The organism is Fictibacillus nanhaiensis, from assembly GCF_019801215.1.
Classification (GTDB): domain Bacteria; phylum Bacillota; class Bacilli; order Bacillales; family Fictibacillaceae; genus Fictibacillus; species Fictibacillus nanhaiensis_C.
On record NZ_JAHVJO010000001.1, the window covers coordinates 86762 to 99425 of the forward strand.

Consider the following 12664-nt stretch of genomic DNA (forward strand, 5'->3'; position numbering starts at 1 on the left):
CTTTTTCAGGTTAAGAACATAAACTATGCGAATAGAGATAAGAATAAAGTACCGTATCTTACTGAAAGTAGTTAAAGGGAGGATATTAATTTGTCCAAAAAAGTTAGTCGTCGTTTATTTACTTCTGAGTCTGTTACAGAAGGGCATCCAGATAAAATTTGTGACCAGATCTCTGACGCCATCTTAGATGAGATCTTAACACATGATCCAAATGCACGTGTCGCTTGTGAAACATCTGTTACAACAGGTCTTGTTCTTGTTGCAGGTGAGATTACAACGTCAACTTACGTAGATATTCCTAAAGTTGTACGTGAAACGATTAAAGAAATCGGTTATGACCGTGCTAAATATGGTTTCGATTCTGAAACTTGTGCAGTCTTAACTTCTATCGATGAGCAATCTGCTGATATTGCAATGGGTGTAGACCAAGCGCTTGAAGCTAGAGAAGGTTCTATGACAGATGCTGAGATTGAAGCGATCGGTGCAGGCGACCAAGGTTTAATGTTCGGTTTTGCTTGTAATGAAACAGAAGAGCTTATGCCTCTTCCGATCTCATTAGCTCATAAATTATCTCGCCGTCTAACTGAAGTTCGTAAGAGTGAAGAAATCCCTTACTTGCGTCCAGATGGAAAAACTCAAGTAACTGTTGAGTATGACGAGAACGACAAGCCAGTACGTATTGATACAATTGTCATTTCTACTCAGCATCATCCGGAAAACACGCTTGAAGAAATTCAAAAAGACGTCAAAGAAAAAGTGATTAAGCCAGTTGTACCTGCTGAATTAATCGATGAGAATACAAAATATTTTATCAATCCAACAGGCCGTTTTGTTATCGGTGGACCTCAAGGTGATGCAGGTCTTACTGGACGTAAGATTATCGTTGATACTTACGGTGGATATGCTCGTCACGGTGGCGGAGCATTCTCTGGTAAGGATGCTACAAAAGTTGACCGTTCCGCTGCATATGCTGCACGTTATGTTGCAAAAAATATCGTAGCATCTGGTCTTGCAGATAAAGTTGAAGTTCAGCTTGCGTATGCGATTGGTGTGGCACAGCCTGTTTCCATTGCAGTAAATACGTTCGAAACTGGAAAAGTATCAGAAGAAGTTCTTGTAGAGCTTGTTCGCGAAAACTTCGATCTTCGACCTGCTGGAATCATCAAGATGCTTGATCTTCGCCGTCCTATTTATAAGCAAACTGCTGCATACGGTCACTTTGGTCGTACTGATATTCAGCTGCCATGGGAGCAAACGGATAAAGCAGAAGACTTAAAAAAACAAGCAAATATCTAATATAGTAAAAAGCCTAGCGCTAACGGCACAAACCGTTTTAGCACTAGGCTTTTTTATTCGCTTTTCCTTTTATAGATCAAAAATGATACCTACAAGGGAATAGAGAATCACCGTTGAAAAAAGGATGGTCATGTGAAATAGGGAGAATATAAACATGGATTTTGCCCATTTCTCAGAATCGTCCATTTTGTTGTAACCAATGATACTTAAAGAGAGCCATGCAACACTTAGTAGGAGTGCGACTAATACTAAACCTAGACTTAAAGAGATAAACAGAAAGCTTATCATGATTAATACAATTAAATAAATATTTGTTTGGATATACGTTCTTCTAATTCCTTTAACGACAGGCAGCATAGGTACTTTGGCCGCTTTATATTCGTCGTGCTTACGAATGGCGATCGCATAGAAATGCGGCATCTGCCAAATAACTGTGATTACGAAAAGCCCTAGGATTGCAGGGTGCGTAATATCTGGATAAATAGCAGCCCACCCAATAAGTGGAGGCGTAGCTCCGGAAATACTTCCAATCTCAGTATTATAGATAGTTCTTCTTTTACTCCACATCGTATACGGGACCACATAAAAGAATAAACCTAAAAAACCTAAGAATGCAGCTAAAGGAGTAGCTAAAGAAAGAATTAATATTCCGCTGATCGACATAACGATAGCTAGCCATAATACAGTTTTAGGTTTTATTTCTCCTGTTACTGTAGGTCTGTTCTTTGTTCTCTCCATAACAGAATCTATATCCCGGTCATACAGATTATTAAATGCACCTGCAGCTCCCATTACTAAAATTGAACCGATTAAAGCATATACCATTTCCGGAAGTTTTTCGAAGAGACTAAACTGATAGGTATATAAAGCCAATGTCAATCCTGCAAACATCGGAACTAAATTTGATTTTATTATTCCTGTCTTAACGGTTTGTGCAAGAATGGCCGTTCCAGATTTTTTCGCATCTGATGTGTTTTTTTTACGTTTATCTACCTTTTCATCCATTGAAAAAAACCTCTTCTTTGCTTTATCTATTTTCATACGAATCTAACCTAATATTTTCATTTACTTACTTTTCTATTTAGCACTAAATGTTTTCTATGTTCAAATAATTTGACTGCAATAATGTCTTAGAATACACAATAAAGAGGGAAATAATGAAAAGGAAATAAAATGACTAAAAAATCTAAGTAAATTCATTATAACCAAAAACTCAATCAATGAGAAAAAACTCATATGCACAAAGAAAAAAAGACTGAATGTAACGATCAGTCTTTTTCCTTTACTAACAAATTAGCAGCTTGATTATTATCAGTGTAACTTGTAACTGTCGGCCGTCCGATCGATTCATAATGAAGAGGTGTATACCAGCTAGCTCGATTTATTTCTTCAAGTGTAAACATATTTCTTCCGTCGAAGATCACAGGCTCATTCATTAGCTTCAAGACATCGCCATGCAAAAGCTTTTTGAACTCTGGCCATTCCGTTACTAAACAAACCATTTCTGAATCTTTTATTGCAGCTTCTAATGAAGAAACGATGTGAACACCTTCAACTGGAAAATCTCTTACTAAAGGATCATATGCCGTTACGATAGCTCCTTCTTGGACCAACTTTTGTGATAACAGAAGTGAAGGAGCAGAACGCGTATCTTCGGTAAAGGGCTTAAATGAAAGGCCTAACAATGTAACTTTTCTATTCTGCAGACTTTTGCAGAAATTCTTTATCTTTTTATAAAAAAGATCACCTTGTTTTTCATTAATCGTGGTTGTCTGGGAGATGAAAGGAAGTTCGATATTCAAGCCTGCAGCAACATTTTCAAGTGCTTTTAAGTCTTTTGGAAAACAGGAACCTCCAAATCCAATCCCCGTATTTAGAAAATCACTGCCTATCCTAGGATCTAATCCCATACCATAAGCGACATCGTCTATATTCGTTCCAAGCTTATCGCTCAACTGTGAAAACATATTAATGTACGATATTTTCATCGCCAAAAAGGAATTTGCCGCATATTTTAGCAGCTCAGCGCTTTTTGTATCTGTAACAAGTATGGGTGCATTCCATTTTTTATACAAGCTGCAGAGTAGTTTTTGTGCCTCACTATCCGAAGTACCTATTACTATTTTTGAAGGATTCATAAAATCATAAACCGCTTTTCCTTGTCTCAAGAATTCGGGATTGTGAACGAGCGTAAAACGATTTCCGAATTTGTTTTGTTTCTGTGCCAGCTTCTCCATATTTTCAGTTGAACCTGGGGGAACAGTACTTTTAATGATGATTACTTTATCTCTCCGGCTTTCTTTGCCAATTATTTCGACAACACTCTCTACTTGTGAGAGATCCGCATTACCTTCTGTATCTTGGGGAGTGCCTACACAGATGAAAATGACATCACAATCATGTATGACCGCTGTAGCATTATGTGTGTAATGCAATTTTGATTCATTTTGCTGAAGTAAAGGTTCTAATCCTTCTTCGAAAATAGGCAAACCACCAGATTGAAGAGTAGCAATTTTTTCTTTTGCGGTATCATGAATGTATACATCATGTCCTTTGTCTGCAAAACAGACTGCAGTAACCAATCCTACATAACCGACGCCAAAAATACCAAGTTTCATCTATTCCCCCCCTTTTAAGCAATAATGGTTTTCTTTTTATCTTTTTTAAATGCTTCCTCTTCGTATTGTAACAACAGATTTCCGAAGATGGTAGACCATGATTGAGAAAGGGCATAATTTCTAGCTTGAAGCTTCATTTTTTGTAATAGGATAGGGTCATCTATGACAGAAGTAAGCTTTTTGATAAATGAATCTGCATTTCCTGCTTCAGCAATCATTCCAGTTTCACCATCTCTCACAATTTCTGTTACACCTCCTTTATTTGAGACGATGGCTGGCAAACCGGACGCATGAGCTTCTAATACAACATTTCCAAACGTTTCAGTTGAAGAAGGAAAGACAAATAAATCACATGAAGCATAGACACCCGCAAGTTCATCTCCAGATAAATAACCTGCAGAGGTTATATTCGGAGATTCTTCCTCCCACTTCTTTACTATAGGTCGACTCGGACCATCTCCCACGATCAGTAGATGTATATGCTCTTTAAGCAATGAGGGAAGTTTCTGCATCATCTCATGAAGTACATCCAAGTCTTTTTCAGGAGCTAACCTTCCAACGAATAATAGTATATATTTCTCTTTGATTTTGTATTTTTCACGCAGGAGATGATTCCGTTTTTGTGGGGAGAATTGGTCACAGTCCACCCCTCTCGACCAGATCGAAACATTAGTGAAACTATGTCTCATAAGTGTCTGCCTCGTTTCCTCAGCAGGAACAAATATTTTTTGAAAGGGGGTATGAAACCATGTCATATAGCGCCAAAGTAGGGGAGAAAGAAAATCAAGATGATAGTAGGACAGGTACCTGTCAAAGTGTGTGTGATAAGAAGCAACCATAGGTATGTTTTCTTTTTTGCCATATCGCAAGCCGCATAGACCAATATTGAAAGGAGTAGCTATGTGGAGTAAATCAGGTTTAAAAGAATTTAGTTCTTGATCAAGGGCACGCCATTTAGGTATAGCGAGCCTGCACTCAGGATAAAGGAAAAGGGGCAGGCTCTTCATAGCATAGTAGTTGTTTAAATCAGGAGATATCTCATCAAAATGAGGCATGATCACTTTATACGGAACAGAATGGTTTTCTAAATACATAGTTAACCTTTTGAGAGTTCGCGCAACACCATTGATCTGTGGATCGAATGTATCTGTAAATAAGGCAAGTTTCATCTTCTTCATCTCCTTTTTTAAAAGAAAAATGGCATGATAAACGCATTCACTAAAAATAAAGAAAAGAAGCTAGAACTTATACCTAAAATCATCCCCGCTAGAACATCAGAAGGATAGTGAAGACCTAAATACATACGAGATATGGCTACGAGAAGTGCAACAATGATTAAAAACATACCCAAAAAAGGGTTCAAAAGAATTAAAGGCGTTACGATAGAGAAGATTGCAGTTGTATGCCCAGATGGAAATGAGTGATCTTTTAATGGATTTTCTCCAATGTTTGTATCAGGCAAACTTACGTAAGGCCGTTGCCGAGGATACATTTTTTTAGAAATGGCAACAGGGATATGACTAACAATAAGCGACAGCATACAAACGATGCCCCAAGATTTTAGATGCATAGGAAGAAGTAGTAAAAGAAGCACTGCAGTAGTGATGGTTGCAGTTGCACCTCCTAGGTGTGTCCACACATGAAAAAAACGGTCCATAGAACTGCGATGCATTCTGCCGTTAATAACACGGAAATAAGAACACTCTTTTTCGTATAGCCAGCCTATAACTTTTGTCATCATAACCACCTTTTCCCTAAATGTTGTTTTTGTTAAGTTAATAATAAATCCCAATTGTTAGGGGGAAATGAAGTAAATATAAATTTTTTATAAAGAAACAAACCACCTATTTTTAGTGGACAAGTTACAACAACAGAAATGTTTTGTTCTGGTTTCTCTTTGTAGATTTCTGCAACTCTACAAATATCCAAGAGTACATGAATTTTCTTTCTGATAAAGATCGGAGTTGATGGTTACTATTAAAGAAATGTAAGATAAGAAACGTTTAAGCACGAATTAATCAATTTGGCAGCAGTTATGTTAAAATAGTGTGCAAATCTAATTTTGTGGTGAGGTGAACAATTTATGTATAAAGGCATACATCATGTCTCGCTTCTTGTGACTGATCTAGAGAAATCGAGTGATTTTTATGAAGGAATTTTAGGTTTTAAACAAAATAAAAAACGCCCCCAGTTTGATTTTCCGGGCGTCTGGTATGATATTGGAAACACTCAACTGCATTTAATTGTTCATCCAAAAGGGAAGGCTAGAAGGAACACGACTGATATCGATAGTAGAGACGGCCATTTTGCTGTCCGTGTTGAGGATATGAAAGAGTTGTTAAAAACACTAGACCATCATGGAATTACATACGTAAATAAACCAGTAAATAAAACAGATTGGCACCAAGTCTTTATAAGTGATCCTGATGGTAATCTGATTGAGTTTAACGCTTAGATTGCAGTGATTTATAATATTGCCCCTTTTCATAGTATTCACGGCGTATTCGATCCATATCTTGAATGTCTTCTGCTGTTAATTCTCTGATTACCTTTGCAGGTCTTCCAAAAGCAAGAGTGTTTGGGGGGATTATCTTCCCGGGAGGTACTAGGCTTCCTGCACCTATGAATGCACCCTTTCCAATTTGTGCACCATCGAGAACAAGTGAACCCATGCCAATCAAAGCGTTCTCTTCAATCATACAGCTATGCAGAATAACACTATGACCAACTGTTACCCCATCTTTTATATGGAGTGGACGATTTGGACTTTGATGCAAAACGGAGTTATCTTGAACGTTCACATAATTTCCGATTATAGTTGGGGAAACATCACCGCGTATAGAAGTGTTGAACCAAATAGAAGAGTATTCACCGATTTGAACGTCCCCTGTGATCGTAACATAATCTGCAATAAATGCAGTTTCTGAAATTGCTGGCTTTTTGTCGTAATAAGGATAAATCATGGTATACACATCCTGTTTTTATTTTCATTACGTATAGTTTAGCAAAACGCATCGTTTATGAATAGATGAGGAAGACTCAGGTAGTAATTGAGTTAAAAAACAAGTTTTTAAATATGAAAAGGGTGATTAGAATGTGGACTTGGAAAACGGATAAAGAAGCCATTGGAACAGTTGTAGTCGTACACGGAGCTAACGAGCATCATGGAAGGTATGATTGGGTCATCAAACAACTTAATAACTCAGGCTTTCATTGCGTATCTGGAGATCTGCCCGGGCAAGGTACGACAACAAGAAGAAGAGGACACATTGATACTTTTGATGAGTATATTTTCTCGATAGAAAGTTGGTTCACTGAGGCGCAAAAATTAAGGCTGCCCGTTTACATCTTAGGTCATAGTATGGGTGGATTGGCTGTAATCAGGACTTTGATGGAAAAGCGGCTAGCCATTCAAGCAGTCGTTTTATCTTCACCTTGTCTTGGGTTGGCTCATTATCCGTCACGAGGGAAAAATGCGATGTCGTTTTTGTTAAATAAAATCGCACCCGGTATCAGGCTGGCAACTAACTTACCAGAAGGCAGTGCGACGAGAAACGAAGAGATTCGGATTCGTGATAAAGAAGATAAATTGATTGTAAAGAAAGTATCTATTAGATGGTATCGAGAATTGGCTGCTTCGATGAAACATGTTTTTGATCAATATAAAAAATTTCCGAACCTCCCCTTATTGCTATTGCAAGCCGGTGATGATTTGATCGTAGATAAAGAGGCCGTAAAGCAATGGTTCAACGGCGTTAACCTTGATGAAAAATGGTATAAGGAATTTCCCTCCCTTTATCATGAAGTTTTAAACGAACCTGAACGGGAAAATGTATTTGAATATGTAAAAAGATTTTTAATTTTGCATAGTGAATCCAATATAGGAAAAAGGTAAAGAGAGACTGAATCAAAAGGAGCCTTTACATGAATAAAGTTCCGGTTCACCCATGGGGATTAATGTACTCGGTTTACACGAATGTGTTTCCTACTGTTAGCCAGCTGCTTAAAAAATGGAAAGATAAAGCTGAAAAAATACCGAATCCTGAATTAAGGTTACAAGCTTTAAACAGCATTTCTGACAAGATGTTTCACTGTGAAGGTGGAGCGATCTTAACATTGCTAGCCGGGAAACATCAAACTAAAGCAATGGAATTTGTAGTGGCTTATCAAACGATAAGTGATTATTTAGATAACCTTTGTGATCGCAGCACTTCTTTAGATGAAAAGGATTTTCGTGCTCTTCATGAAAGTATGTTTCATGCTTTAAGTCCTGGAGCAAAGCCTACCGATTATTACAGATACAGAAGTGAAAATGATGACGGAGGATATCTTGCGAGTCTTGTCCTGACCTGTCAGAACGTTTTATCAGAGATGAACGCTTATCCAAATATCGCAAGTGAACTCATTGGACTAGCCCAAATTTATTGTGATCTACAAGTTCACAAGCATGTTGTGATCCAGGAAAGGGAACCTCGACTTATTCAGTGGTTTGGTGAATATCAATCTGTCCTACCTGATATCACATGGTATGAGTTTTCAGCATGTGCAGGATCTACATTAGGAATCTTTTGTTTAGTGAGCTATGCTTTTGAAAGTGAATTTACAAAAGAATCTGCAATAAATATAAAAAAAGGTTATTTTCCTTGGTTGCAGGGCTTACATATTTTGCTCGATTATTTTATTGATCAAAATGAAGATAAACGTGAAGGAGATCTAAACTTCTGTACGTACTACAAAAATGAACAGCATATGCTTGAACGAATGGTCTATTTTGCAAAGAAAGCTGATAAAAGCTGTGCAAAATTGCCGAACTCAAAGTTTCATCGGCTCATCCAAAGAGGACTTCTCGGGATATATCTTGCAGATCGCAAAGTCTCAGATTGTCCGGTTATTAAGAAGATGGCTTCTAAGCTTGTTAAAGTAGGGGGAGCTACGAGTTACTTTTTTTATGTGAACCGAAAAGTTTATCAAAAACTGAAACCGTCTCTATCATAAGAAAAGGCTGATTTAACGTTAAACATGTTGGAATCAGCCTCTTTTTTCGATTGCCACGATGAATGGGGGATCATTTTTTTGATTAATGAAATCATATTTTAAGACATGTGCGCGCTTCTGATCGAGATTACTTACATAGTTCATGACGATCTCTTTTTCCCGCTTGCCTTCCTCATGCCCGTGGTAAATGACGAGGACGATGATACCTTCGACTTTTAATAACTGAAATAGCTGTTCGATAGCATTGACGGTTGATGTGCCTGTCGTTGTGATGGATTTATCGCTGCCCGGCAGATAGCCTAGATTGAAAATGGCAGCTGCTACTTTTCCTTCAGAAAAGTCAGGAATCAGTTCCAGCATCTTATCATGAGAAGCGTGAATGAAGGTTACATTAGGATACGATTGGTGATCAGTCAATCGCTGTTTGGATCTCTCAATCGCTTGTTTCTGAATATCAAAGGCATACACGTGCCCATTTGCTCCTACTATTTTTGATAAGAACAACGTGTCATTACCGTTACCGCACGTTGCATCAATGACAATATCACCTGGCTCACAAAAAGAACGCAGCAACGTCCTGGCAAAAGGAAGAACACCTTCTATTTTCATAGAGATTGTACCTCCTTAGGCTGATAGAATTTCCCTTGAAAGCTGTTTCTTTGTTTAAGTTCGCTTTCAATGGCGTTTAGCACTTTCCACTTATTTAAACTCCACATAGGTCCTACTAATAAATCAGGAGGTCCATCGCCTGTTAAACGGTGAATCATCATATCAGGTGGTATGATTTCTAATTGATCACATACAAGTTTCACGTAAGTATCAAAATCTAGAAATTCTAGCATTCCCTGTTCGTATTGCTTTACCATTGGGGTTTTCTTCAACAGGTGCAAAAGATGAATCTTCATTCCCTGAACGTCGAGTTTTGCGACTTCACGTACCGTTTCCATCATCATCTCGGGAGTTTCAAGCGGCAGCCCGTTAATGATATGTGTACAAACTCGAATGTTGTGCTTACGAAGTTTTTTAACACCTTCTATATAAGTCGGATAATCGTGTGCACGATTAATTAACAGTGCAGTTCGTTCGTGAACGGTCTGAAGACCAAGTTCGATCCAAAGATAGGTGCGTTTGTTTAAGTCAGCCAGATATTCAATTACATCATCAGGAAGGCAATCAGGACGAGTTGCGATAGACAGTCCAACGACATCTTCTTGTTCTAGGACCGTTTCATACAGTTCTTTTAATTTTTCCACGGGCGCATACGTATTCGTAAAAGCTTGGAAGTATCCGATATACTTCCCTTTTTTCCATTTTGTGTGCATCCGATTCTTCACGGCATGAAATTGGGTGATAATATCATCTCGACGGTTACCTGCAAAATCTCCTGAACCACTCTGAGAACAGAATGTACAGCCGCCATGAGCTGCTTTTCCATCCCGATTTGGACAATCGAAACCTCCGTCGAGTGGAATTTTTATTATTTTTTCACCGAAGTGGGATTTTAAATGCTGATTCCAAGAGAAAAATCGTTTGTCTCCAAAGTAATCGGGTTTATTTAAAAGGTGTGTCATCCTTTTCACTCCCTTCTATACGGTGATGAGCACCATAAAGCATTGTAGCATGTTCAAGCCTTTAGCGCCAAAAAAGGATTAGAGTTCTTGTACATTGTAAATAGCTCGAAAAAAGACTAAAATACATTAGGGAAAATGGAAAGATAACATCAGTAAGCGGGGGAATCATCATGCCAGCGAAGGTTTGGCTTCTTATAATTGGGATGGCGTTAAATGTAACAGGTTCGAGCTTTCTTTGGCCGATTAATACAATTTTCATGCACGAGCATTTAGGTAAATCTTTAACTGTAGCCGGAATTGTTTTGCTTCTAAACTCTGGTGCAGGTATTGTAGGAAATTTAACGGGTGGAATATTATTTGACAGACTCGGCGGATATGTAACCATCCTGCTAGGTGTGTCTATTTCATTCACTACTTCTTTATTATTGATTTGGTTTCATGATTTTTGGTCTTACAGCATCTTACTCGTCTTTATGGGCTTCGGTATGGGTATCGTATTCCCTTCTATGTATGCACTTGCCGGAACGATGTGGAAAGAAGGCGGCAGAAAAGCGTTCAACAGAATTTATATCGCACAAAATGTAGGAGTTGCATTAGGTGCAGCGTTAGGCGGGTTAGCTGCGTCTTATTCTTTTACTATTTCATTCATTAGTTGTTCTTCACTGTCGTTTATCTTTTTTATGATTGTCATGTTTGGGTTTAAAGGGATAGATGAAAAACAAGATGGAACGGTTCCGACTGTGTTTTCTCAAAAAAAGCGTATCCAAAATAAACAGGCATTTGTCGGTTTACTCATTTTGTGCGGAGGCTATTTATTGGCTTGGATCGGCTATGTTCAGTGGCAATCCACGATTGCAGCTTACACTCAAAATTTAGGTGTCAGCTTAAAGATGTACAGCTTATTATAGACTGTCAACGGTTTGTTTATCGTGCTCGGACAGCCATTAGTCAACCTTTTCTTAAAAAAATGGCTGCACTCTACAACCTCTCAAATCCTTGTCGGGTATGTTATTTTTATCATTTCATTTGTAGTGGTTGGAAATGCAAAAGAATTTAGCGGATTTATGATTGCAATGATCGTTTTAACAATTGGTGAAATGCTCGTATGGCCGGGCGTTCCTTCCATTGCAGCTGAGCTGGCTCCGCAAGGAAGAGCTGGGTTCTATCAAGGAATTGTAAACAGTACAGCAACAGGAGGAAGGATGCTCGGTCCTTTATTTGGAGGAATGATTGCTGATCTTTTCAATATTAATGTGCTGTTTCAAACCATTATTGGGTTGATTGTTATCTCATTTATGTTGACTATTGTTTACAGTCGAAACAAACATTCTATTAAAAAAGAAACTCCGCAGCCAGCAGCTTTGTAATTTACGTTTTGATGTAACTAAAAAAGGCTGATACACACCGAGCACATTTTAGTGCCTGTTGTATCAGCCCTTTTTTAAATTATGCTGCCTTTGATTCGTTTTTTGGAAGCAGTCTTGCTGCCAATAATCTTTTCCGAATTGTGATTCCTAGAACAGAAGCTAAAAACGCTTTAATAACACCAACAAGAATAAAAGGTGTCACACCAGCTGCTAAAGTTTGCTCCCATGTCAGTCCAGCTGCAAATTTTAGTTGGACAGCTCCGAGTGTTAAAGTAAGGATCATTCCAATAATATTAGCTATAATTGCTGGGACAAGTGTGAAGCGTGTCTTTTCTAAAATAAGTCCTGTAATATAAGCTGTGAGAATAAAACCAAAAATATATCCCCCAGTAGGCCCAACGAGTACAGAAAAGCCTCCTTTAGCTTCTGAGAATACCGGAAGTCCCACTGCGCCCATTGCGACATATAAGGCTACGGCTAAAGTACCATACCGACTCCCTAAAATAGTCGCACATAATCCGATTGCTAGAGTTTGCCCAGTGATTGGGACTAGTGGCAAAGGAATCGTCATCTGGGCTAGAATCGCAGTGATTCCGGCCATTAAAGCGGCATAGAGAGACATTTTTAACTTTTCATTGGTTGCATACACGATGCCATACACCCCTTCTTTAATTGTTAACATATTTATTTTTGTGGTTAACATAAATTTAATCAGACACGTACGGTTTGTCAAGTTGTGAAATAACAGATTAGGAGATGGCTGTTTAGAGAAGGAAAAAATAGGTTATATTCGTTCAAACAACCTTGACATTTTTAA

Annotated in this window: 12 protein-coding genes and 1 pseudogene; 5 read left to right on the forward strand and 8 right to left on the reverse strand. The window is 38.2% G+C overall.

From position 1 onward, the window contains the following. Nucleotides 1–90: 90 nt before the first annotated feature. Nucleotides 91–1296, forward strand: a complete 1206-nt coding sequence (gene metK / locus KUV80_RS00465; RefSeq protein WP_222460732.1) for a methionine adenosyltransferase — start codon at nt 91–93, stop codon at nt 1294–1296. 69 nt (nt 1297–1365) lie between these two features. Here the strand turns inward: metK and cyoE are convergent, their stop codons facing one another. The 4 genes from cyoE to KUV80_RS00485 form a co-directional block, all read right to left on the reverse strand. Continuing rightward, nucleotides 1366–2301 (reverse strand): heme o synthase, encoded by a 936-nt coding sequence (gene cyoE / locus KUV80_RS00470; protein ID WP_222460733.1) that lies wholly within the window; start codon nt 2299–2301, stop codon nt 1366–1368. Between the two features lie 263 nt (nt 2302–2564). Beyond that, nucleotides 2565–3914: a UDP-glucose dehydrogenase family protein gene (locus KUV80_RS00475; protein ID WP_222460734.1), complete on the reverse strand. Its 1350-nt coding sequence runs from the start codon at nt 3912–3914 to the stop codon at nt 2565–2567. Nucleotides 3915–3928: 14 nt separating this feature from the next. Further along, nucleotides 3929–5083 (reverse strand): glycosyltransferase family 4 protein, encoded by a 1155-nt coding sequence (locus tag KUV80_RS00480; RefSeq protein ID WP_222460735.1) that lies wholly within the window; start codon nt 5081–5083, stop codon nt 3929–3931. Between the two features lie 17 nt (nt 5084–5100). Further along, nucleotides 5101–5652, reverse strand: a complete 552-nt coding sequence (locus tag KUV80_RS00485) for a phosphatase PAP2 family protein (RefSeq protein WP_425307919.1) — start codon at nt 5650–5652, stop codon at nt 5101–5103. Nucleotides 5653–5997: 345 nt separating this feature from the next. Between KUV80_RS00485 and KUV80_RS00490 the strand changes: the two genes are divergently transcribed. Further along, on the forward strand, nt 5998–6369 hold the full coding sequence (locus KUV80_RS00490; RefSeq protein ID WP_222460737.1) for a VOC family protein: 372 nt from the start codon (nt 5998–6000) through the stop codon (nt 6367–6369). Here KUV80_RS00490 and KUV80_RS00495 read toward each other — a convergent pair. Beyond that, complete coding sequence (locus KUV80_RS00495; protein ID WP_222460738.1) at nt 6359–6877, reverse strand: gamma carbonic anhydrase family protein; 519 nt, start codon at nt 6875–6877, stop codon at nt 6359–6361. The two genes, KUV80_RS00490 and KUV80_RS00495, sit on opposite strands and share 11 nt — an antisense overlap. Nucleotides 6878–7008: 131 nt before the next feature. On the opposite strand from KUV80_RS00495, the gene KUV80_RS00500 reads away from it, so the two are divergent. Both KUV80_RS00500 and KUV80_RS00505 read left to right on the forward strand, forming a co-directional pair. Continuing rightward, a complete protein-coding gene (locus KUV80_RS00500) occupies nt 7009–7809 on the forward strand; it encodes an alpha/beta hydrolase (RefSeq protein ID WP_222460739.1) in 801 nt (266 codons plus the stop codon). Between the two features lie 29 nt (nt 7810–7838). Further along, nucleotides 7839–8909, forward strand: a complete 1071-nt coding sequence (locus KUV80_RS00505; protein WP_222460740.1) for a tetraprenyl-beta-curcumene synthase family protein — start codon at nt 7839–7841, stop codon at nt 8907–8909. A 33-nt stretch (nt 8910–8942) separates the two neighbouring features. Here KUV80_RS00505 and KUV80_RS00510 read toward each other — a convergent pair whose 3' ends face one another. Further along, complete coding sequence (locus tag KUV80_RS00510; RefSeq protein ID WP_222460741.1) at nt 8943–9518, reverse strand: class I SAM-dependent methyltransferase; 576 nt, start codon at nt 9516–9518, stop codon at nt 8943–8945. Then, a complete protein-coding gene (locus tag KUV80_RS00515) occupies nt 9515–10480 on the reverse strand; it encodes a TIGR01212 family radical SAM protein (RefSeq protein WP_222460742.1) in 966 nt (321 codons plus the stop codon). The genes KUV80_RS00510 and KUV80_RS00515 overlap by 4 nt, the downstream gene beginning before the upstream one ends. 170 nt (nt 10481–10650) lie before the next feature. Here KUV80_RS00515 and KUV80_RS00520 point away from each other — a divergent pair. Next, nucleotides 10651–11847 (forward strand): annotated as a pseudogene (locus tag KUV80_RS00520) (MDR family MFS transporter). Between the two features lie 79 nt (nt 11848–11926). On the opposite strand, the gene KUV80_RS00525 reads toward KUV80_RS00520, so the two are convergent. After that, a complete protein-coding gene (locus tag KUV80_RS00525) occupies nt 11927–12469 on the reverse strand; it encodes a biotin transporter BioY (RefSeq protein ID WP_246625061.1) in 543 nt (180 codons plus the stop codon). Between the last annotated feature and the right edge of the window lie 195 nt (nt 12470–12664).

What these genes read in the sequence shown, in the direction of transcription:
- KUV80_RS00495 (WP_222460738.1), bottom strand. Translation starts at nt 6,877, where the DNA reads ATGATTTATCCTTATTACGACAAAAAGCCAGCAATTTCAGAAACTGCA.
- KUV80_RS00515 (WP_222460742.1), bottom strand. Translation starts at nt 10,480, where the DNA reads ATGACACACCTTTTAAATAAACCCGATTACTTTGGAGACAAACGATTT.
- KUV80_RS00475 (WP_222460734.1), bottom strand. Translation starts at nt 3,914, where the DNA reads ATGAAACTTGGTATTTTTGGCGTCGGTTATGTAGGATTGGTTACTGCA.
- KUV80_RS00485 (WP_425307919.1), bottom strand. Translation starts at nt 5,652, where the DNA reads ATGACAAAAGTTATAGGCTGGCTATACGAAAAAGAGTGTTCTTATTTC.
- KUV80_RS00490 (WP_222460737.1), top strand. Translation starts at nt 5,998, where the DNA reads ATGTATAAAGGCATACATCATGTCTCGCTTCTTGTGACTGATCTAGAG.
- KUV80_RS00505 (WP_222460740.1), top strand. Translation starts at nt 7,839, where the DNA reads ATGAATAAAGTTCCGGTTCACCCATGGGGATTAATGTACTCGGTTTAC.
- cyoE (WP_222460733.1), bottom strand. Translation starts at nt 2,301, where the DNA reads ATGGATGAAAAGGTAGATAAACGTAAAAAAAACACATCAGATGCGAAA.
- KUV80_RS00480 (WP_222460735.1), bottom strand. Translation starts at nt 5,083, where the DNA reads ATGAAACTTGCCTTATTTACAGATACATTCGATCCACAGATCAATGGT.
- KUV80_RS00525 (WP_246625061.1), bottom strand. Translation starts at nt 12,469, where the DNA reads ATGTCTCTCTATGCCGCTTTAATGGCCGGAATCACTGCGATTCTAGCC.
- KUV80_RS00500 (WP_222460739.1), top strand. Translation starts at nt 7,009, where the DNA reads ATGTGGACTTGGAAAACGGATAAAGAAGCCATTGGAACAGTTGTAGTC.
- KUV80_RS00510 (WP_222460741.1), bottom strand. Translation starts at nt 9,518, where the DNA reads ATGAAAATAGAAGGTGTTCTTCCTTTTGCCAGGACGTTGCTGCGTTCT.